The sequence below is a fragment of the Bacillus pseudomycoides DSM 12442 genome (assembly GCF_000161455.1).
Taxonomy (GTDB): domain Bacteria; phylum Bacillota; class Bacilli; order Bacillales; family Bacillaceae_G; genus Bacillus_A; species Bacillus_A pseudomycoides.
Window position 1 is genome coordinate 3,528,409 of sequence record NZ_CM000745.1, and the last position, 22,121, is coordinate 3,550,529.

The 22,121-nt window shown below is 37.0% G+C and carries 21 protein-coding genes; 17 read left to right on the top strand and 4 right to left on the bottom strand.

The genetic code is table 11. From position 1 onward, the window contains the following. Nucleotides 1-8 precede the first annotated feature (8 nt). The 11 genes from folD (at nucleotide 9) to BPMYX0001_RS17965 (ending at nucleotide 11,911) form a co-directional block, all read left to right on the top strand. A complete protein-coding gene (gene folD, locus BPMYX0001_RS17910) occupies nucleotides 9-869 on the top strand; it encodes a bifunctional methylenetetrahydrofolate dehydrogenase/methenyltetrahydrofolate cyclohydrolase FolD (RefSeq protein WP_003200229.1) in 861 nt (286 codons plus the stop codon). 26 nt (nucleotides 870-895) lie between these two features. Next, a complete protein-coding gene (gene xseA, locus BPMYX0001_RS17915; protein WP_006095945.1) occupies nucleotides 896-2,254 on the top strand; it encodes an exodeoxyribonuclease VII large subunit in 1,359 nt (452 codons plus the stop codon). After that, a complete protein-coding gene (gene xseB / locus BPMYX0001_RS17920) occupies nucleotides 2,244-2,474 on the top strand; it encodes an exodeoxyribonuclease VII small subunit (RefSeq protein WP_016116257.1) in 231 nt (76 codons plus the stop codon). Before xseA ends, xseB begins: the two co-directional genes overlap by 11 nt. Beyond that, on the top strand, nucleotides 2,474-3,367 hold the full coding sequence (locus BPMYX0001_RS17925) for a polyprenyl synthetase family protein (RefSeq protein ID WP_006095946.1): 894 nt from the start codon (nucleotides 2,474-2,476) through the stop codon (nucleotides 3,365-3,367). Before xseB ends, BPMYX0001_RS17925 begins: the two co-directional genes overlap by 1 nt. A 344-nt stretch (nucleotides 3,368-3,711) precedes the next feature. Next, nucleotides 3,712-5,604: a 1-deoxy-D-xylulose-5-phosphate synthase gene (gene dxs, locus BPMYX0001_RS17935; protein WP_006095948.1), complete on the top strand. Its 1,893-nt coding sequence runs from the start codon at nucleotides 3,712-3,714 to the stop codon at nucleotides 5,602-5,604. A gap of 3 nt (nucleotides 5,605-5,607) precedes the next feature. After that, a complete protein-coding gene (locus BPMYX0001_RS17940; protein WP_006095949.1) occupies nucleotides 5,608-6,447 on the top strand; it encodes a TlyA family RNA methyltransferase in 840 nt (279 codons plus the stop codon). A gap of 142 nt (nucleotides 6,448-6,589) precedes the next feature. Then, complete coding sequence (argR, locus tag BPMYX0001_RS17945; RefSeq protein ID WP_001032579.1) at nucleotides 6,590-7,039, top strand: arginine repressor ArgR; 450 nt, start codon at nucleotides 6,590-6,592, stop codon at nucleotides 7,037-7,039. 272 nt (nucleotides 7,040-7,311) lie between these two features. Beyond that, nucleotides 7,312-9,051, top strand: a complete 1,740-nt coding sequence (recN, locus tag BPMYX0001_RS17950) for a DNA repair protein RecN (RefSeq protein WP_018766169.1) — start codon at nucleotides 7,312-7,314, stop codon at nucleotides 9,049-9,051. 118 nt (nucleotides 9,052-9,169) lie between these two features. Further along, nucleotides 9,170-10,471, top strand: a complete 1,302-nt coding sequence (gene spoIVB, locus BPMYX0001_RS17955) for a SpoIVB peptidase (RefSeq protein ID WP_006095950.1) — start codon at nucleotides 9,170-9,172, stop codon at nucleotides 10,469-10,471. Between the two features lie 286 nt (nucleotides 10,472-10,757). Further along, entirely contained in the window at nucleotides 10,758-11,552 is a 795-nt protein-coding gene (gene spo0A / locus BPMYX0001_RS17960; RefSeq protein ID WP_003208448.1) for a sporulation transcription factor Spo0A, read from the top strand. A 164-nt stretch (nucleotides 11,553-11,716) separates the two neighbouring features. Continuing rightward, nucleotides 11,717-11,911 (top strand): hypothetical protein, encoded by a 195-nt coding sequence (locus BPMYX0001_RS17965; RefSeq protein ID WP_018780786.1) that lies wholly within the window; start codon nucleotides 11,717-11,719, stop codon nucleotides 11,909-11,911. Nucleotides 11,912-12,090: 179 nt separating this feature from the next. Here BPMYX0001_RS17965 and BPMYX0001_RS17970 read toward each other — a convergent pair whose 3' ends face one another. The 3 genes from BPMYX0001_RS17970 to BPMYX0001_RS31140 all read right to left on the bottom strand — a co-directional run bounded on the left by BPMYX0001_RS17970 (nucleotide 12,091) and on the right by BPMYX0001_RS31140 (nucleotide 14,007). Beyond that, nucleotides 12,091-12,384, bottom strand: coding sequence for a hypothetical protein (locus tag BPMYX0001_RS17970; protein WP_003208446.1), 294 nt, complete (start codon nucleotides 12,382-12,384; stop codon nucleotides 12,091-12,093). After that, a complete protein-coding gene (locus BPMYX0001_RS17975) occupies nucleotides 12,384-13,481 on the bottom strand; it encodes a response regulator aspartate phosphatase (protein ID WP_006095951.1) in 1,098 nt (365 codons plus the stop codon). Before BPMYX0001_RS17975 ends, BPMYX0001_RS17970 begins: the two co-directional genes overlap by 1 nt. A 379-nt stretch (nucleotides 13,482-13,860) precedes the next feature. Further along, nucleotides 13,861-14,007, bottom strand: coding sequence for a YycC family protein (locus BPMYX0001_RS31140; RefSeq protein WP_003200201.1), 147 nt, complete (start codon nucleotides 14,005-14,007; stop codon nucleotides 13,861-13,863). Between the two features lie 50 nt (nucleotides 14,008-14,057). Between BPMYX0001_RS31140 and BPMYX0001_RS17980 the strand changes: the two genes are divergently transcribed. After that, nucleotides 14,058-14,786, top strand: coding sequence for a glycerophosphodiester phosphodiesterase (locus BPMYX0001_RS17980; RefSeq protein WP_006095952.1), 729 nt, complete (start codon nucleotides 14,058-14,060; stop codon nucleotides 14,784-14,786). Between the two features lie 36 nt (nucleotides 14,787-14,822). Here BPMYX0001_RS17980 and BPMYX0001_RS17985 read toward each other — a convergent pair whose 3' ends face one another. Continuing rightward, the gene (locus BPMYX0001_RS17985; RefSeq protein WP_003200204.1) at nucleotides 14,823-15,056 is read right to left on the bottom strand and encodes a DUF2627 domain-containing protein; all 234 of its coding nucleotides are present in this window, start codon (nucleotides 15,054-15,056) and stop codon (nucleotides 14,823-14,825) included. Between the two features lie 138 nt (nucleotides 15,057-15,194). On the opposite strand from BPMYX0001_RS17985, the gene BPMYX0001_RS17990 reads away from it, so the two are divergent. From BPMYX0001_RS17990 to lpdA, 5 genes are all read left to right on the top strand, one after another. Next, complete coding sequence (locus BPMYX0001_RS17990; RefSeq protein WP_033796409.1) at nucleotides 15,195-17,267, top strand: sigma-54 interaction domain-containing protein; 2,073 nt, start codon at nucleotides 15,195-15,197, stop codon at nucleotides 17,265-17,267. A gap of 195 nt (nucleotides 17,268-17,462) precedes the next feature. Beyond that, the gene (gene yqiS / locus BPMYX0001_RS17995) at nucleotides 17,463-18,362 is read left to right on the top strand and encodes a phosphate butyryltransferase (protein WP_006095954.1); all 900 of its coding nucleotides are present in this window, start codon (nucleotides 17,463-17,465) and stop codon (nucleotides 18,360-18,362) included. Between the two features lie 34 nt (nucleotides 18,363-18,396). Continuing rightward, the gene (locus tag BPMYX0001_RS18000; protein ID WP_018766146.1) at nucleotides 18,397-19,497 is read left to right on the top strand and encodes a leucine dehydrogenase; all 1,101 of its coding nucleotides are present in this window, start codon (nucleotides 18,397-18,399) and stop codon (nucleotides 19,495-19,497) included. A gap of 87 nt (nucleotides 19,498-19,584) precedes the next feature. Further along, nucleotides 19,585-20,688 carry a butyrate kinase gene (buk, locus tag BPMYX0001_RS18005; protein ID WP_018780791.1) on the top strand — a complete coding sequence of 368 codons (1,104 nt, stop codon included), beginning with the start codon at nucleotides 19,585-19,587 and terminating at the stop codon, nucleotides 20,686-20,688. 4 nt (nucleotides 20,689-20,692) lie between these two features. Continuing rightward, nucleotides 20,693-22,114 carry a dihydrolipoyl dehydrogenase gene (gene lpdA / locus BPMYX0001_RS18010; protein WP_003200196.1) on the top strand — a complete coding sequence of 474 codons (1,422 nt, stop codon included), beginning with the start codon at nucleotides 20,693-20,695 and terminating at the stop codon, nucleotides 22,112-22,114. Nucleotides 22,115-22,121: the final 7 nt, after the last annotated feature.

A 22,121-nucleotide genomic window follows, 5' to 3' on the forward strand; every position in this document is an offset into this window, starting at 1 on the left:
AATCTTAAATGGTAGCAGTAATCATCAAAGGAAATGAAGTTGCGGAGAAAAAACGAGCACAATTGAAAGAAGAAGTTGTGAAGTTGAAAGAGCAAGGGATTGTACCAGGATTAGCCGTTATTTTAGTTGGAGAAGACCCAGCATCTCGTTCTTATGTAAAAGGAAAAGAAAAGGGCTGTGAACAAGTTGGAATTTATTCAGAGTTAATTGAGTTTCCAGATACAATTACAGAAGAACGTTTGTTAGCTGAAATTGATCGCTTAAATGAAGATGACCGTATTAATGGTATATTAGTACAATTGCCTTTACCGAAACATATTGAAGAGAAAGCTATCATTGAAAGAATTTCACCTGAAAAGGATGTAGATGGGTTCCATCCAATCAGCGTTGGCCGTATGATGACAGGTCAAGATACATTTCTTCCATGTACACCACATGGCATTGTAGAATTAGTAAAAGAAACAAATCTTGATATTTCAGGAAAACACGTTGTTGTAATCGGAAGAAGTAATATCGTTGGAAAACCAGTGGGACAGCTGTTTTTAAATGAAAATGCGACTGTAACATATTGCCATTCCAAAACGAAAAATATAAAAGAATTATCAAAGTTAGCTGATATTTTAATTGTAGCTGTTGGAAGACCAAAAATGGTAACAGCTGACTATATAAAAGAAGGTGCAGTTGTAATTGATGTTGGTGTCAACCGTTTAGAGACAGGTAAGCTGTGCGGTGATGTTGACTTTGAAAATGTACTTGATATTGCGGGTTACATTACACCAGTACCAAAAGGTGTCGGCCCAATGACAATTACAATGCTCCTTCATAATACAGTAGAATCTGCAAAACGCGCAGGAGTTGTTTGTAAATAATTTGAATCGGCTATGAGGAGAGAAAGATGGAAAAGCAATATTTAACCGTTACAGCATTAACACGCTATATAAAAACAAAAATAGAGTATGACCCGCATTTGCAGTCTGTTTGGTTAAAAGGAGAAATTTCAAACTTTAAATGTCATAGCCGTGGCCATATGTATTTTACATTAAAGGATGAAAATGCAAGAATAGCAGCGGTTATGTTTGCGGGTCATAATCGCAATATAAAATTCAGACCAGAAGATGGAATGAAAGTACTTGTAAAAGGAAAAATCTCTGTCTATGAAGCAAGTGGTTCATACCAAATTTATGTTCATGATATGCAGCCTGATGGAATTGGTAATCTTCATTTAGCTTATGAGCAATTAAAGGTTCGATTAGAGGAAGAAGGGCTGTTTTCTCAAGTTTATAAACAGCCAATCCCTGCCTATGCGAAAACAATTGGTGTCATTACATCTCCAACAGGAGCTGCGATTCGGGATATTATAACGACGATTAAACGTCGTTATCCAATTGGGAATGTGATTGTATTTCCGGTACTTGTACAAGGGGAGTCTGCGGCTCCCTCAATTGTACAAGCGATTCAAACAGCGAATGAGATGAAGGATATAGATGCTTTAATTGTCGGTCGTGGGGGCGGTTCCATTGAAGAACTATGGGCCTTTAATGAAGAAATGGTTGCACGTGCGATTTTTGCAAGTGAAATTCCAATCATCTCGGCAGTTGGACATGAAACAGACTTTACAATTGCTGATTTTGTAGCAGATTTACGTGCACCAACTCCAACGGCAGCAGCAGAACTTGCAGCACCAAATATAATTGAATTACAAGAGAAAGTGTTACAACGAACCCTTCGCCTGCAAAGGGCAATGCGAGAGATGTTACATAAAAAGCAAGAACAACTGCAAACACTTCAAAAATCGTATGCGTTTCGTTATCCAAAGCAAGTGTATGAGCAAAAAGAAGAACAGTTAGATCGTACTCTTGAACAGCTTATTTTGGTGAAAGAACGCTATGTAGAGAAAAAGGTAAATCAGTTAAAACAGCTCTCATTTTATTTGGAGAAGCATCATCCCTCTCAAAAGATTGTACAAACAAAAACAAGGGTAGAAACGTTGCAAAAGCAATTGCAACGTGAAATGCAAACATTACTGCAAACGAAAGAGTTTGCGTTTATGAGGGCGGCTCAAAAATTAGAGGCACTAAGTCCACTTAAAGTAATGATGAGAGGATATGGGCTCGTATATAGTGAAAAAAAGCAAGTGTTAAAAAGTGTGAAAGATGTCGGCCTTGGTGATGTTGTTTCAGTACAATTACAAGATGGAGTGTTAGATTGTAGCGTATCGGGCATAGAGGAGCGTGAATTGAACAATGGAAAATAAATTAAGCTTTGAAGAAGCAATTTCTCAGCTTGAACATCTTGTTTCTAAGCTCGAACAAGGCGATGTTCCTTTAGAAGAGGCGATTTCATATTTTAAAGAAGGTATGGAGTTGTCTAAGCTATGTGATGAGAAATTGAAAGATGTACAAGAACAAATGGCAGTTATCCTTGGAGAAGATGGAGAACTTAAACCATTTACTGCTGTAGGAGATGAAGCATAGTGGCATATGTAGCTTTTGATGCTTTTGTGAAAGAGAGTAAAACTTTCGTCGAGGAGCAGCTTGTACGCTATGCAAATCAATTACAATGTCCAAATGTACTTCGCGAAGCGATGACATACTCATTGGAAGCAGGCGGAAAGCGTCTCCGTCCGTTACTTTTATTTGCAACGTTGCAAGCGTTTGAAAAGGAAAGAGAACTGGGTATAGGAGCAGCTTGTGCTCTTGAAATGATTCATACCTATTCGTTAATTCATGATGATTTACCATGTATGGATGACGATGATTTAAGACGGGGAAAACCAACAAACCATAAAGTGTTTGGTGAAGCGATGGCCGTTTTAGCGGGAGATGGCTTGTTAACACATGCTTTCCAAGTAGTGACAGCGTATCATCATCAAGACATTTCTACAGAAACAAAGCTAAGACTTGCGCTTGAACTTGCAAAAGCAGCTGGACCAGAAGGAATGGTTGCTGGACAGGTAGCGGATATGGAAGCGGAAGGAAAGCGGCTTGAGCTTAGTGAATTAGAATATATTCATAAGCATAAAACAGGGCGGTTATTAGAATATGCCGTGCTTGCAGGAGCGGTACTTGCAGGAGCAACACCAGAACAAGAGAAGAAACTACTTGCATTTGCAAAATATATTGGTCTGGCTTTCCAGATTCGAGATGATATTTTAGATGTAGAAGGTACGGAAGAAGAAATTGGAAAACCGATTGGTAGTGATGCTTCCAATGAAAAAAGTACATATACGACGTTATTTACTATAGATGAGGCAAAATGTATCTTAGAAGAAACAATTGTTAAAGCGAAAGATGCGATAGCATCTTTACAATTACAAGATGAGTATTTATTATCTATTTGTGATTTGATCGCAAAGCGTAATAACTAATGTAAGAACGTTTTCATTTGTTGAGTCATTTATTATTTTGTGGTATAAATGTAGAAAAAGGTTTTTCTTTTCTTGTTATTGGCAAAAATATATCTAGATTACGTTGCCGTTATCACTTTGTGTTAGCGGCTCTTTTTTCATCGGATAGAGGAGCTATGATTCATGTAGGCTTCTTACTTGAAAGGGATACTTCGTTTTCTAAGAATGTAGAGAAAGATGACGAATTGTCTGTTCAAGCAGGATAGAAAATAGGAATGATATTGAAGAATTTCTTGTGTTGTGCAAATATTTTTTTGTAATATTTGCCATATTGACAGATTATGAAACGAAAGTGAGTGATCCATGTGGATCTAACGCAAATTCAAAACCCTAGTTTTTTGAAAGATATGTCTATCAGCGAACTAGAGGCATTGAGTGAGGATATTCGGAAGTTTTTAATTGAAGAGCTCTCTCAAACAGGTGGACATATTGCTCCTAACTTAGGTGTAGTAGAACTCACAATTGCTCTGCATAAATTATTTGACAGTCCAAAAGATAAATTTTTATGGGATGTAGGACATCAATCCTATGTGCATAAGATTTTAACAGGGCGTGCAAAAGAGTTTGGCACATTAAGACAATATAAAGGTCTATGTGGTTTCCCAAAACGTTGCGAGAGTGAGCATGATGTATGGGAAACAGGTCATAGTTCGACTTCATTATCTGCTGCAATGGGAATGGCTTTAGCACGTGATTTAAAGAAAACGAAAGAGTGTATTATACCAATTATTGGGGATGGTGCTTTGACTGGTGGAATGGCTTTAGAAGCATTAAACCATATCGGGCATGAAAAAACAGATATGATTGTTATCTTAAATGATAATGAAATGTCAATTGCTCCGAATGTTGGAGCTCTTCATAACGTTCTTGGTCGCCTGCGTACGGCTGGAAAATATCAATGGGTGAAGGATGAACTAGAGTATTTACTCAAGAAAATTCCAGCAGTTGGTGGGAAAGTTGCAGCAACCGCAGAAAAAGTAAAAGATAGTTTAAAATATTTACTTGTATCAGGTGTCTTCTTTGAAGAGTTAGGGTTTACATATTTAGGTCCTGTTGATGGGCATAGTTATGAAAACTTATTTGAAACGCTTCAATATGCAAAGAAAACAAAAGGCCCGGTACTTGTTCATGTGATTACGAAAAAAGGAAAAGGCTATAAACCAGCAGAGAGCGATGTGATTGGAACTTGGCATGGAACAGGACCATATAAAATCGAATCTGGTGATTTTGTAAAGCCAAAAGAAGTTGCACCGGCGTGGAGTGCGGTTGTAAGTGAGACAGTTCGTAAGCTTGCAAGAACTGATGAGCGTATCGTTGCGATTACACCAGCAATGCCAGTTGGTTCTAAGCTTGAAAAGTTTCATCAAGAATTTCCAGATCGTATGATTGATGTGGGAATTGCTGAGCAACATGCCACAACGATGGCAGCTGGGATGGCAACGCAGGGAATGAAGCCGTTCTTAGCGATTTATTCAACATTCTTACAACGTGCATATGACCAAGTTGTTCATGATATATGCCGTCAAAATTTAAATGTCTTCATTGGAATTGACCGTGCTGGATTGGTTGGAGCAGATGGTGAAACGCATCAAGGTGTATTTGATATCGCGTTTTTACGCCACTTGCCAAATATGGTGCTCATGATGCCGAAAGATGAAAATGAAGGGCAGCATTTAGTATATACGGCAATGCAATATGAAGATGGTCCAATTGCTCTGCGTTATGCGCGCGGAAATGGACTTGGAGTTAAAATGGATGAAGAACTCAAAGCTATTCCAATTGGTACATGGGAAACCTTAAAAGAAGGTACGCAAGCAGCAATCTTGACATTTGGTACAACGATTCCGATGGCGCTGGAAGCGGCGGAGCGTCTCGAAAAAGCTGGAGTTTCAGTGAAAGTCGTGAATGCTCGTTTTATTAAGCCGATGGATGAATCATATTTACATGAACTCCTAGGTAAGAATATGCCGATTTTAACAATTGAAGAAGCTTGTTTAATCGGTGGATTTGGTACAGGTGTAGTAGAATTTGCTACTGAGCATGGGTATCATAGTGCTTTAATCGAACGAATGGGAATTCCAGATCATTTCATTGAACACGGTAGTGTTACAAAGTTGTTAGAAGAAATTGGTTTAACGACAGATGCTGTTGTGGACCGCATTCATACAATGATTCCATCAAAACAAAAAAGGGCGTAACAAATGAGTGTAAAAAAAGAAAGAGTAGATGTACTATTAGTAGAACGAGGACTTATAGAAACGCGTGAAAAGGCAAAACGCGCTGTTATGGCGGGTCTTGTATATGCAAATGAAATGAGACTCGATAAACCAGGGGAAAAAATTCCACAAGATACACCGATTACGGTAAAAGGACAAGTTATGCCATATGTGAGCCGTGGCGGTTATAAGTTAGAGAAGGCATTAGAGACTTTTCATCTTGATTTACAAGATAAAATTATGTTAGATATTGGTTCATCAACTGGTGGCTTTACAGATTGTGCGCTGCAAAATGGTGCGAAGTTATCTTACGCTTTAGATGTAGGGTACAATCAACTTGCTTGGAAGCTTCGTCAAGATGAGCGCGTTGTTGTTATGGAACGGACGAATTTTCGTTATGTAACACCGACTGATTTAGAGCGTGGCTTGCCGCAGTTTGCTAGCATTGATGTTTCGTTTATATCGTTAAAATTAATTCTTCCAGTCTTAAAAACGATATTGACTCCAAATGGTGATGTTGCGGCTTTAATTAAACCACAATTTGAAGCTGGAAGAGAGCAGGTCGGGAAGAAGGGCATCGTTCGTGATCGTAAAGTTCATGAAGCTGTCGTAGAAATGATTGTTGATTTCGCAATAAAAGAAGGGTATGATGTTGAAAACTTAACATTTTCTCCAATTACAGGTGGGGACGGAAATATTGAGTTTTTAGTTCATTTAAAGTGGCATGGTGAACGTGAGATTGGCGAAAAGCATTCTCTGGTTTCTGTAGAGCAAGTTGTAACAGAAGCTCATGAGGTCTTAAAACAAAAAGGGAAAGAGGAATAACGGTTGTTGTTCCTCTTTTTGTTGGAATTGTATAATGATTGTAAAAACAATTATGTACAAGTAAACGATTATAAGTTAACATAAATAAGTGAAGTATACCAATGTTTAAACTATGGTAAGAGATAGTGTGAGGTGCAAATGTATGAATAAGGGTCAGCGCCATATTAAAATCAGAGAAATTATCGCGAATAAAGAAATTGAAACGCAAGATGAACTAGTTGATATTTTACGTAATGAAGGCTTTAATGTAACGCAAGCAACTGTATCGCGTGACATTAAAGAGTTGCACTTAGTAAAAGTGCCATTGCATGATGGTCGCTATAAATATAGCTTACCAGCAGATCAACGATTTAACCCGTTGCAAAAATTAAAACGTAATCTAGTCGATTCGTTTGTAAAGTTAGACACAGCAGGACATATGCTTGTGTTAAAAACATTACCTGGTAACGCGCACGCGCTTGGAGCACTTATTGATCATTTAGAATGGGATGAGATTATTGGAACCATTTGTGGTGATGATACTTGCTTAATTATTTGCCGTACGCCTGAGGATACAGGTGTTGTATCAGATCGTTTCTTAAATATGTTGTAACAAAAGAATCTTGTTTACTCTTTTGCTAAAAGCAGAAAGTAAACAAGATATTTTTTATTCTAGGAAAAATAGATGAATGTGAAGTGAAATATGGTGTTTTTCTAGAATGAAGTTAGGAAATCGATGGATTGACCCGTAAAACGAATGTTTGGTACAATGGAGCGGGCTAGAAGAGTAATTTATACATACAATATATATGATAAACGCAGAGTGAAAAGCGCTTAGCGAAAGCCCTTTTTAGGGGATTAGTTTATAACGAGGTGAATGGGGCATTGTTATCGGAATTATCGATTAGAAACTTTGCTATTATTGAGTCATTAAATATTTCTTTTCAAAAAGGTTTAACAGTTTTAAGTGGTGAAACAGGTGCCGGAAAATCAATTATTATTGATGCAATCAGCTTACTTGTTGGTGGCCGCGGTTCAGCAGAATTTGTTAGATATGGAACAGAAAAAGCTGAAATTGAAGGTTTATTTTATATAGAGGATGATAAACATCCATGTATTACGAAAGCTGAAGAGCTGGACATTGAAATTGAAGATGGGATGATCATTTTAAAACGTGACATCGCTGCGAATGGAAAAAGTGTATGTCGTGTAAATGGTAAACTTGTTACATTGAGTATATTAAAAGAAATTGGGAAAACACTTGTTGATATTCATGGACAACATGAAACGCAAGATTTGATGAATGAGGAACGCCATTTGTTTATGCTCGATCATTTTGATGGGGATCGTATCGTGAACCAATTAGAAATATATCAGGGCGTATACGGTGAGTATGAGCAGTTAAAAAAACAACTGAAATCCTTAACAGAGAATGAACAGCAGATGGCACATCGCTTAGATTTAATTCAATTCCAGCACGAAGAAATTCGTAAAGCGGATTTGAAAGTCGATGAAGAAAATGAATTGACGGAAGAGAGATTAAAAATCTCTAATTTCGAAAAGATTTATAAAGCGCTTGGTGATGCATACCGTTCGTTAAGCGAAGATGGTAGTGGACTTGATCATGTGCGAAATGCGATGGGACAAATGGAGAGTATTACACACCTAGATGAGGCGTATCAAGAGAACCATGATTCGATTGCAAATAGCTACTACTTATTAGAAGAGGTTGCCTATCAGCTCCGTGAAAGATTAGATATAATGGAATATGACCCGAATCGTTTAGATGAAATTGAAACGCGTTTAAATGAAATTCGTATGCTAAAGAGAAAGTATGGAAATACTGTAGAAGAGATTTTAGCGTATGCTGATAAAATAGAGCAAGAAATTTTTACAATCGAAAATAAAGATGTACATATTGAAACGACGAAAAAGAAATTAAAAGAATTAGAAAGTGTAATTTTGAAGGAAGCAACAATATTGAGCAATATGCGTCATCAACTTGCAGATCGTCTTACGAACGCAATCCACCAAGAATTAAAAGAATTGTATATGGAAAAAACGAAATTTGAAGTGAGGATTAAGAAAAGAGAAGGAAGCCATGATGATCCATTTCTAGAAGGGACACCAGTGAAACTTACGGCAGATGGATACGATCATGTGGAATTTTATATTTCAACAAATCCAGGTGAACCATTAAAACAACTTTCAAAAGTAGCTTCTGGTGGAGAGTTATCTCGTATTATTTTAGCTCTGAAAAGTATCTTTTCTAAGCATCAAGGTGTTGCATCGGTCATTTTTGATGAAGTAGATACGGGAGTGAGTGGCCGAGTGGCACAAGCGATTGCGGAAAAAATTTATCGTGTATCTGTAAACTCACAAGTACTTTGTATTACGCACTTACCTCAAGTAGCATCAATGGCGGATTCACATTTATTTATCCGTAAACAAGTTGCGAATGATCGGACGATTACATCAGTTACTGTATTAAGTACAGAGGATAAGGTAACGGAGATTGCTCGAATGATTTCTGGCGTGGAAATTACCGATTTAACGACGGAACATGCGAAAGAGTTACTTACGCAAGCACATCGTTTTAAACAGACAGCAGAGGCTATCCAATAATGGATAGCTTTTTTGCTCAAATGACGATTTCTTGATTCTTCCGGTTATAAACAAAGCGTTGCAAGGAGAAATTAAAAGATGAAGTCGTTAGGCTGAATGTGGGGTAGGAGCGAGGAGAGTGAATGAATTGAAATTAGAGCAATTCCGAAAAATAATAGGTCTTTGCCTCCTTGTTTCATTAATTTTTATTGGATGTTTTAAACCGCTTCGTACGTTTATTTCATCCCCGAAGCAACTCGTTATTTTTGAGGGTCAACAATCCGAAATAGCATCATTTCCAGTTTTCCAGGCTTCATCGACAAATCATCATGTTTTTACAGTGAGTTCAAATAAAGAACAGAAATCTGGACTTGTAGTAAATTCGCATCAAAATGGTGAAGCGGATATGGTTTTTCAACTTGCTGGATTTCCAGTAAAAAAGGTAAATGTGAAAGTATTAAAAGATTTTAAAGTGATTCCAGGCGGGCAATCAATTGGAGTGAAATTGAATACAAAAGGTGTACTTGTTGTTGGACATCATTTAATTCAAACAGAGAGAGGGAAAGTATCGCCTGGAGAAGTGGCTGGTGTACAAGTTGGGGATATGATTACCGAAATTAATGGAAAAATAATTGAAAGAATGAGCGATGTGGCACCTTTTATTCATGATAGCGGAAAAACAGGTGAACCGCTTAACCTCGTCTTATTACGAGATGGTAAGTATATTCATACGAAACTAACACCAGAAAAAGATAATGGTGAATCGTCTTATCGGATTGGCTTATATATTCGTGATTCAGCTGCTGGTATTGGAACGATGACTTTTGTTCATCCGGATTCGATGAAATATGGAGCGCTTGGTCATGTTATTTCTGATAATGATACGAAAAAACCAATTCAAGTAGAAGATGGACAGATTGTTCGTTCGACAGTTACTTCTATCGAACGCGGTAGTCATGGAAATCCAGGAGAAAAATTAGCAAGATTTTCACCGGATCGTGAAGTGATTGGTAATATTACAACAAATAGTCCTTTTGGTATTTTTGGTAAATTAAATACAGGTATAAAAAATGGCATAATGGATGAAGCAATGCCGATTGCATTATCTCATCAAGTGAAAGAAGGGCCAGCGAAAATATTAACAGTTATCGATCAAGATAAAGTAGAGGCATTTGATATTGAAATCGTAAGCACGGTACCACAAAAGTTCCCAGCTACAAAAGGAATGGTTGTAAAAGTTACAGACAAACGTTTGTTGGCTAAAACAGGTGGTATTGTTCAGGGGATGAGTGGTAGTCCGATTGTTCAAAATGGAAAAATGATTGGTGCTGTTACACATGTATTTGTGAATGACCCAACTTCAGGGTATGGTGTCCATATTGAATGGATGTTACATGAAGCTGGAATTAATATTTATGAGCAAGAGAAAAAAGCAAGCTGATTAACATCAGCTTGCTTTTTTCTTGAGAAATTCGTTGAAATTTTGTAAAAGTTCCGCAAGAGCTGTTTTTTGTTGTAAAATAAAAGAAAAGAGTGAACGTTTCGTTGTAAACCTATGATGGAATGTGTAAAGAAAGAAAATAAATGAACGATAAACATATTTTTTTGTGATTTTATCGGAAATTAAGAAACTTTAAAAGGGAAATTTCACACAATTGTCGAACAATTCATGTAGCCTAGAAGCTTACACATGTCGGGAGAATCGATTCGGTAAGGGAGGAAAAGCTGTGGAGAAAATTAAAGTGTGTCTTGTGGATGATAATAAGGAACTAGTATCAATGCTAGAAAGTTATGTTGCTGCTCAAGATGATATGGAAGTAATCGGAATTGCTTATAATGGTCAAGAGTGTTTGAATTTACTGAAGGAGAAACAACCTGATGTACTTGTTTTAGATATTATTATGCCACATTTAGATGGTTTAGCGGTGCTGGAAAAAATGCGTCATATTGAACGACTAAGACAGCCGAATGTGATTATGTTAACGGCATTTGGACAAGAAGATGTGACGAAAAAAGCAGTTGATTTAGGTGCTTCTTATTTCATTTTAAAGCCATTTGATATGGAAAATTTAACGGGTCATATTCGTCAAGTAAGCGGTAAAACGAATACTACAATTAAACGTCCACTACCATCTTTCCGATCTGCAACAACAGTAGATGGAAAACCGAAGAATCTAGATGCGAGTATTACAAGCATTATTCACGAAATTGGTGTACCAGCTCATATTAAAGGATATATGTATTTGCGAGAGGCAATTTCTATGGTATATAACGATATCGAGCTTCTTGGTTCTATTACGAAAGTCTTATACCCGGATATTGCGAAAAAATATAATACGACAGCAAGCCGTGTGGAACGCGCAATCCGTCATGCGATTGAAGTAGCGTGGAGTCGTGGGAATATTGATTCAATCTCGTCCTTATTTGGCTATACTGTATCGATGTCAAAAGCAAAACCTACGAATTCCGAATTCATCGCAATGGTTGCAGATAAGTTGAGGCTTGAACATAAGGCTTCGTAAGTGTTGTTGTATCAAGATGTTAAGTGTATTTCATAACAAAATTTAATAGCCGATGAATTACGTATGTAAGCAATAAAGTACGTAGATAATTGGCGGTTAATTTAAAAACCTTCTATTTATTGGATTGAAATTTTTATTCTAATAGCTAGGAGGTTTTTTGTTGTATGAACAACTTTCAGATGAATGTTGAAAACTTTTTACTTCATTGTAATGCAAAGTATCTAAGTAGGAAAATAATTCGGTCATATGACCAAACGTTGAAGTTATTTGCTTCATATTTAGAAAGAGAATTAAAGATTATGGATGTTGATAAGGTAAAACCTCTTCATATTCGGACGTATATTAAATATTTAAAATAATTATTTCTGCAATGGTAGGGATGTGCGAGAGTAGAGGCGTTAATGTTTCCGATATTATGATAGATGTCCAAGAAGTATTTCAAGAAGCCGCGATTTAATTCGTGGTTTTTATTTTTACAATAAAAAAGAACGCCTAGTGTGAGGGTTTTGGCGTTCCTTTTCTTTATTTGATAATTTGATTACAAATCCGCGTGAGTATCTTGTGCTACAATACCACCGTGGTCTCCAATACTTGCACCAGTGTTTCCATCAGCTAAGCCCCAAGGTTGTCCATGGTCATAAGCAGGTGCGGGTGTATCGCCTCCATTATCGGCAGGTGCAGGTGTATCACCTATATTTAATGCTAAATCAGGTCTTTGAGGTGCAGGTGTGTCACCTTTGTTCAATGACGAAAATCCTGGGTTGTTGCTAACACCAAAAGTCATAATTCCAGCTAATGCTAATCCTGTTATTGTTAATCCAATCTTTTTCATTACTTTAACGCCCCTTTAGCTAATAATTTTTTTCTCGCTTCATTACTCATGTAGAAATATTTGCTTGATTTTAAATGGTTTTCCTCAGCATAAAATTTATTTGCTAGTCGTTCGGTGTATTCCTCAATACAATCCCATAGTTCTTCTTTCCTAAAGTATGAAAATCTTGCCAATATAGCAGTTTCTAATTCTAGAGTATCGGATGAATTGTTTGATTTTTCTGAAATCTTAAAGCGATATTGATACTCTTTGTTTTCTAACTCGTTACAGATATTTAAGCCTTTTTCGATTAATTGAGATGCGATTTCCGTTTCACCTAATTTTATATTTTCATCAGCTTGTAAATATAAAGCTTTAAAATGGTTTGGCATATTTTCCGTAACTTCTGATAAGTGACGAATTGCTAAAGATGAAAGATTTTGATTCGCATACATTAATCCGATGTTATTTCTAACACGTAGTAGTAATGTTTTTTCATTTTTCTTGTTTAGGCTATCTATAGCAGTGTTAAATCTTTCTTCGGCTTGTTCAAATTGTCTTAAATCTATACAAGATAGCCCGAAAATGTTATCACATAAAGCTACATTGATTTCGTAGCCCACATGTTTAGAAAATATATCTTTTGCCATTCGTATGTGGTCAATTACTAAAAGTGGTTTGTAAACTTGATAATAGAACGAAGCCAAACGATAATTAAACTCCGCTTCCTCTAATTCGTTGGATACAACATACATTAATAGCTTTTCTGCTTTTTCAAAATGTTCTCTCGCTTCATTGTAGTCTGCAAGAATTGTGCTGTGAACTGCTTTGAAGAAGTGGTAATAATAAGAAAGAAAGCTGTTATTAGGTATTTTGAAGGAATTAATTTTATCGAAGCTATCTTTTGTGATGTTAAGTCCATCTGTTAATACTTTATATCTAAAATCTAGTAACGAATAATATAATGATAAATGTTCATCTTCCTTGATATTGGAAAGTCTATCTTCTATTTCTTGTTTTAACTTTGTTGCCTGTATATTTTGTTGTGACAACATAGATTGATACCAGTCATTTAGCAACTTTGTAACCTGTTCATTCCCCTTCATTTGAACGTTCATGAAATCCCCTCTACTTTTTGAATATTCTTATAAATAATAATAGCAAGAATAAGATGTAAAGAAATTAAGTTTACATATTTCTCGATATTTGTGTAACAATTTTATGTTCAATTAGATAACTGACCATATTCATTCCACCTGTTTAGTAAATTCAAATATTTGGCACAGTAAAATAACTCAACACAGTATAATTTTCTTATAAAATACTGTATAAAGAAGGAAGGTCAATAAATTTTGAGGTGGGGGTCTTACTGCCCGTGAATAGCGGGATAAATATGTTCCTGAAGTTTATGTAAGAATCTGCTTATGATATTATGATATATATGGGTGGAAATATGGTGAATAGAGAAAATAAACAGTCCTGCAAAACAGGACTGGATTATTCTTCATCTTTATTTTGTTTTTCTAGCTCAACTAACTTTTGAACTAAAATGTGCTGCGGCATATGCATAATTTGCTCAAGTGGAACACCTAGAGCTTTTGATAAACGAATTGCAGTATCCGGAGAAATTTGTAATGGTTTCATAGAAGTACCTCCTTTTTCGTATAGTATAGCATAAGATTGGGGGAGTGAGGATGACTCTTATATTCGCGCACCGCGGTGCGGCGGGGGCGTATCCAGAAAATACAATGATTTCATTTAAAGCTGCGGAATCGTTTCAGGCAGACGGGATAGAATTAGATGTTCAATTTACGAAGGATAAAAAAGTTGTTGTGATTCATGATGAAACTGTCAATCGTACAACGAATGGAAAAGGTGCCGTTCGTAATTACTTATATGAAGATTTGCGAAAATTGGATGCGAGTCACCAGTTTTCGGAAAAGGTAGGTTTTTGCAAAATTCCTTTATTAGAAGAAGTGCTAGAATGGCTAAAATCGAATTGTTTGTTGCTCAATATTGAATTTAAAAATAATAAAATTCCATATTGTGGTTTAGAAGAAGAAGTTATAACACTTATACGAAAGTTTGGTCTAGAAGATCGTGTTATTTTTTCTTCTTTTAATCATTACAGTATGAAAAGATGTCATATGATGGCTCCGGATATTCAAACGGCCATTTTGTATCGAGAAGGTTTACATAGCCCGTGGGCGTATGCGCGAAAAATGGGGGCTACTGCGATTCATCCGAACTATCGTTATCTTCAGGATGCAATAGCTGAATTAACAATGGAGAGCGGAGTTGAAGTGCGGCCTTATACAATTAATGATGAAACTGTTATGCGTAAGTATTTTGATATGAACATATCGGCGATTATTACTGATTATCCAGAAGCAGCGAGAGTGTTATTACAAGCGAAAAAATGAGACCTTTCATTAGAAGGGTCTCATTTTTATGTTCTTTTATCTTCTGAAACGAGCTTGTACTTTGTTTCGTTTACGATCACGATGTACAACAAAGCCTCCAAAGATATAAAAACCGATTGCAAAGCAGAATACACCTATTAAAAATTGTAACCATAATACAGGGATTGGAGATAAAAGAATACCAAATACAGTATCTCTCATCAATTTTATACCTAGCACTGCTAATGAGATGGGGATGAGTGCTAATAGAAGAGCAAGGTAACGCTGCATAGATAATGCTCCTTTTCAGATAATTTTGTATATATCAAATGATGTTATATAGAAAGGGGATTTGTCAAGTGATTGCTGAACGAGTAAGATAAAGGTGTGAAAAATCTTGCAGAGATACTTCGAGAGGAAGTGGGATGTGTGAAACAAAAAGTATTAATTATTGGAGCGGGCGAAGGTGGAAGTACGATTCTTGGTTTGCTGCAAAATTCGAATATATTTAAAGTCGTTGGGGTTATCGATATAAATCCGAATGCAAAAGGATTACAGATTGCGCAAGAACAAGGTATTGCGGTTGGAGAAGATTTAGATTCTTTTCTTACAGTGGATGTGGATGTAATTTTTGATATGAGTGGTGATTACCATTTACATAAGGTTTTATTCGCAAAAAAGCAAGAAAATACACTCCTTATACCAGGGGATGTTGCGAAGATTGTTACGAAGTTGGCACATGAGAAAGAGAATTTAATTGAAAAACTGAAAGGCCAAACGCAGCAAGGAAATTTGATTTTAAATTCTACTCATGATGGAATGATTGTCATTGATTCAGAAGGTTATGTGAAATTATTTAACAAAAGTGCAGAACGTATAACGGGTTATAAAGCGAAAGAAGCGACTGGGAAATATATTTTAGAAGTAATTCCGACTAGTAAGTTACTTCGTATTATACGAACGAAACAAATAGAAGTAAATCATGAATTGACGTTAGGAAATGAAAAGAAGATTATTACAACGCGTATTCCTATTTTAAAAGAAGATGGAGAGGTGCAAGGGGCATTTGCAATTTTTAAAGATATTACGGAAGTTGTAGATTTAGCGGAAGAAGTTACAGATTTAAAAGAAATTCAAACCTTATTGGAAGCGATTATTTATTCATCTGAGGAAGCGATTTCTGTTGTAGATGAGAAAGGAAGAGGTCTTGTCATCAACCCTGCTTATACAAAGTTAACAGGCCTTACAGAGGATGACATAATTGGAAAACCTGCAACGACTGATATTGTAGAGGGGGAAAGTATGCATATGAAAGTACTTCGGACGCGTAGGGCGGTACGAGGGATTCATATGAAAATTGGTCAGAAAAAACGAGATGTCATTGTAAATGTCGCACCGGTTATTGTTGATGGTATATTGAAAGGTAGCGTTGGTGTTATTCGTGACGTATCCGAAATTCAAAAATTAACGCATGAATTAAACCGGGCAAGACAAATTATTCGGACGCTAGAAGCGAAATATTCTTTTGAGGATATTGTAGGAACGTCTGATGAAACGATGGCTGCAATAGAGCAAGCAAAGCTGGGAGCAAACACACCAGCAACCGTATTACTTCGCGGGGAGTCAGGGACTGGTAAAGAGTTATTTGCGCACGCTATTCATAACGGGAGTAATCGGAAATACAATAAGTTTGTTCGTGTAAACTGTGCTGCTATCTCGGAAACTTTATTGGAAAGTGAATTGTTTGGTTACGAAGAAGGAGCTTTTTCTGGTGCGAAAAGAGGTGGTAAAAGAGGTTTCTTTGAAGAAGCAAATAATGGGAGTGTTTTTTTAGATGAGATTGGGGAACTGTCTGCGAATACGCAAGCGAAATTATTGCGCGTTTTGCAGGAAAAAGAAATTGTAAAAGTTGGAGGAACAAAACCAATTCCTATTAATGTTCGGGTGATTGCAGCGACGCATGTAAATTTAGAAAAAGCAATTTTGGAAGGTGAATTCAGAGAAGATTTATATTATCGCCTAAATAAAATTCCAATTCAAATTCCGTCTCTTCGTCAGCGAAAGGCAGATATTCCAGCTATATCAGAACGATTGATTCAAAAAATTAATCAAGATTATGGCCGGAATGTAGAAGGGTTAACAGAATCGGCTATTGAATATTTGCGATCGTATGATTGGCCGGGGAATGTCAGGGAGCTTGAGAATATTTTGGGACGGGCGATTATTTTTATGAACTATAATGAGATGTATATTGATGTACATCATTTGCCTTCTTTGCATAAGGAAGACCAAGTGGAATTAAAAGGAAATAATTTATTGCCGGAATTAGAAGAAAAGCCCCTTGAACATTTGGTTACGGAGTTTGAAGGGAACATCATACATGAATATTTAGAGAAGTTTGGTGGGAATAAAACAAAGACAGCGAAAGTGTTAGGAATCTCAGTTCGAAATTTATATTACAAGTTAGAAAAGTATGACCATGCAAAAAATAGCATGCAATAAATTGCGTACCATGCAATTTATTGCATGGTACGCAAAAAACAACGATTTAAGACAGAATATTATGTAATTTTCCAAAGTACTGATTTCACTGTATTTTGTATGCGTTTTCATAATTGGTATGACCAATTTGAAAAGTTGGCACGATATTTGCTTATTAAATAGACGAGGGACGACGGAAAGGGTTGATTACAAGATATGAAGTTAAAACACTTAATTGATCAAGCAGCAGGGCAGCCTAAAAAAACTGTGGCTGTAGCAGTGGCTGAAGATCATGAAGTAATTGAAGCAGTAGCTAAGGCAATTCAATTACAGTTAGCTCAATTTCGTCTATATGGAAATCAAGAAAAAATTATGGGTATGCTACAAGAGCATGACTTACAAGTTTCAGAACACGTTCAAGTGATTGCGACATCATCAAGTGCTGAGGCCTCGGAACTTTCTGTTAAAGCTGTAAGAAATGGTGAAGCAGACGTACTTATGAAGGGGAACATCCCAACAGCAAGTATTTTAAAAGCAGTATTAAATAAAGAGTGGGGACTTCGCAAGGGTAGTGTGTTATCACATGTTGCAGCGTTTGAAGTTCCAAATTACGATCGCTTTATCTTTGTTACAGATGCAGCGATGAACATTGCACCTGATGTAGGGCAAAAAGCTGCTATTATACAAAATACTGTTGAAGTTGCCCGGGCAATAGGAATCGAATTGCCAAAAGTGGCTCCGATTGCAGCGGTGGAAGTTATTAATCCAGCGATGCAGGCGACAATCGATGCAGCGATGTTAACCCAAATGAATCGTCGTGGACAAATTAAAGATTGTATCGTTGATGGACCGCTTGCTTTAGATAATGCTGTATCACAAATTGCAGCAGAGCACAAAGGCATAGTAAGTGATGTAGCAGGTAAGGCAGACATTTTACTCGTCCCAACGATTGAAGCTGGAAACGTGCTATATAAATCGCTTGTCTATTTTGCAAATGCAAATGTAGGAGCGATGATTGCTGGCGCAAAAGCACCGATTGTTTTAACATCTCGTGCAGATTCAGCAGAAACAAAAGTATATTCATTAGCTTTAGCAGTTGCGACTGCTTCTAAATAAACCAAAAGGGTAAAACAATTAGGGGGAAATGACAATGACATTAGAAATCTTCGAATACTTAGAAAAATATGATTATGAGCAAGTAGTATTTTGTCAAGATAAAGAATCTGGATTAAAAGCAATCATTGCAATTCATGATACAACACTTGGACCGGCCCTTGGTGGAACAAGAATGTGGACATATGATTCTGAAGAAGCGGCGATTGAAGATGCATTGCGTCTTGCAAAAGGGATGACATATAAAAACGCAGCAGCTGGTTTAAACCTAGGTGGTGCAAAAACAGTTATCATCGGCGATCCACGTAAAGATAAAAGTGAAGCAATGTTCCGTGCATTAGGACGTTACATCCAAGGTTTAAACGGGCGTTATATTACTGCAGAAGATGTTGGTACAACTGTTGATGATATGGATATTATCCACGAAGAAACTGATTTTGTGACAGGTATTTCACCTTCATTCGGTTCTTCTGGTAACCCATCTCCAGTAACTGCTTATGGTGTTTACCGCGGTATGAAAGCAGCAGCGAAAGAGGCGTTTGGTACAGACAGCCTAGAAGGTAAAGTAATTGCTGTTCAAGGTGTTGGTAACGTAGCATATCACCTATGCAAACATTTACACGCTGAAGGTGCACAACTAATCGTTACAGATATTAATAAAGAAGCGGTACAACGTGCAGTAGAAGAATTTGGTGCAACAGCAGTTGAACCAAATGAAATTTACGGTGTAGAATGTGACATTTATGCACCATGCGCATTAGGTGCAACAGTAAATGACGAAACAATTCCACAACTTAAAGCAAAAGTAATTGCAGGTTCTGCAAATAACCAATTAAAAGAAGATCGTCACGGTGACGCAATCCATGAAATGGGAATTGTATACGCACCAGACTATGTAATTAATGCAGGCGGTGTAATTAACGTAGCAGATGAATTATATGGATACAATAGAGAACGTGCATTAAAACGTGTAGAGTCTATTTATGACACAATTGCAAAAGTAATTGAGATTTCAAAACGTGATGGTGTACCAACTTATGTTGCAGCAGATCGTCTAGCTGAAGAGCGTATTGCAAGCTTGAAAAATACTCGTAGCACGTTCTTACGCAACGGCCATGACATTATTAGCCGTCGCTAATCTATCATATACAACTTCTACAAAAGCTGTGGTTACCTCTTACGAGGTTTCCACTTCCTTTTGAATTTATAGGTGGAGGTAGCAACATTGTCCTTAAATCGAATCCTTGTTATTAATCCGGGTAGTACATCCACAAAAATAGGTGTTTTTGATAATGAAAGACCCGTTTTAGAAGAAACCATTCGTCATGATGTGGATAAAATCGGTAAATATAAACGAATTATTGATCAATATGAATTTCGAAAAGAAACAATTTTAGAGGTTTTACATTCTCACGGTATTAATATTTCGAAATTAAACGCTGTTTGCGGCCGCGGGGGATTACTTCGTCCCATTGAAGGTGGTACGTATACAGTGAACGAAGCAATGTTAGAAGATTTGAAAAATGGATATAGCGGTCATCACGCTTCAAATCTTGGAGGTATTTTGGCGTATGAAATCGCTTCAGGATTAAATATTCCAGCATTTATTGTCGATCCAGTTGTTGTTGATGAAATGGATCCAATTGCTCGTATTAGTGGTATTTCTGGCATGGAGCGAAAAAGTATTTTTCATGCGTTAAACCAAAAAGCTGTGGCGCGTAAAGTTGCAGAGGAACTTGGTCGTAAATATGAAGATTTAAACCTATTAATTGCGCACATGGGTGGCGGGATAACGGTTGGTGCTCATAAGCAAGGAAAAGTTATTGATGTAAATAATGGTTTGAATGGTGAAGGTCCATTTAGTCCAGAACGTGCTGGAACAGTGCCGGTTGGACAGTTAATAGAAATGTGTTTCTCAGGTGAGTATTACCGCGATGAAATGATGAAAAAGATTGTTGGACAAGGCGGATTAGTAAGCCTTATTGGTACAAACGATGCAATTAAAGTTGAGAACATGGTTGAGAAAGGTGATCCTGAGGCAACACTTATTTATAAAGCGATGGCATATCAAGTTGCAAAAGAAATCGGCGGAGCTAGCGCGGTTCTTCATGGGAAAATAGATGCAATCGTTTTAACAGGAGGACTCGCATATAGCAAAATTCTTGTTGATGAGATCAAGGAGCGCGTTCATTGGATTGCTGATGTGATTGTGCATCCAGGTGAAGATGAATTACAAGCATTAGCAGAAGGGGCACTTCGTGTATTACGTGAGGAAGAAGCTTCAAAAGAGTATGTTGTACGAGAAAAAGAAACGGTAGCTAGGGGTTGAGATAATGGCAAAAGAATATGATTTAGTCATCGTTGGCGGCGGTACTGGCGGATATGTTGCTGCTATTCGTGCATCACAATTAGGGCTAAAAACAGCGCTTGTTGAAAAAGATAATCTTGGTGGCACTTGTTTACACAAAGGTTGTATTCCTAGTAAAGCATTGCTGCGCAGTGCTGAAGTATATGCAACGGCGAAAAAGAGTGAAGAGTTTGGCGTTGTAACGAGCAATGTAGAGTTGAACTTTGCTAAAGTGCAAGAGCGTAAAGAAAAGATTGTAACGCAGCTTCATAAAGGCGTTCAGCATTTAATGAAGCAAGGTAAAATTGATGTGTTTGAAGGTATCGGCCGCATTCTTGGACCTTCTATCTTCTCTCCAATGCCGGGAACAATTTCGGTTGAATTTGCAAGTGGAGAAGAGAATGAAATGTTGATTCCTAAAAATGTGCTTATTGCAACAGGTTCTCGTCCAAACTCTTTACCAGGGTTAGAACTAGATGGAGAATACGTAATGTCATCGGATCATGCCCTAAAAATGGAAACGCTTCCGGAATCAATTATCATTGTTGGTGGTGGCGTAATTGGAATTGAGTGGGCATCTATGCTTGCTGATTTCGGTGTTGAAGTTACCGTATTAGAATATGCAAAACATGTCTTACCGCTTGAAGATCAAGATGTTTCGAAAGAAATGCAACGTCTCTTGAAGAAAAAGGGAATTAAAGTGGTAACAGGTGCAAAAGTATTACCAGAAACATTGGTAAAAGATAATGGAGTAGCAATTCAAGCCGAACACAATGGTGAAAATAAAGAATTCAAGGCAGAAAAAATGCTTGTATCTGTAGGAAGACAAGCCAATACGCAAAATATCGGCTTAGAGAATACAGATATCATTGTGGAAAAAGGATACATTCAAACAAATGAGTTTTATCAAACGAAAGAATCACATATTTATGCAATTGGTGATGTAATTGGCGGTTTACAACTTGCACACGTTGCTTCTCATGAAGGTATTGTTGCTGTAGAACATATTGCTGATAAAGAAGTTATGCCAATCGATTACTCTATGGTATCGAAATGTGTATACAGTAGTCCAGAAGTAGCTTCTGTTGGTTTAACAGAACAGGAAGCAAAAGAAAAAGGCTATAAGTTAAAAGTAGGTAAGTTCTCATTCCGTGCAATCGGAAAAGCACTTGTATATGGAGAATCAGATGGTTTTGTGAAACTTGTAGTTGATGAAGAAACAAATGATATTCTCGGTGTTCATATGATTGGCCCACATGTAACGGATATGATTTCTGAAGCGGGTCTTGCAAGAGTACTTGATGCAACACCTTGGGAAGTTGCACATACAATTCATCCGCATCCATCATTATCAGAAGCAATTGGTGAAGCTGCATTAGCAGTAGATGGAAAAGCGTTACACGCATAAAAATGTG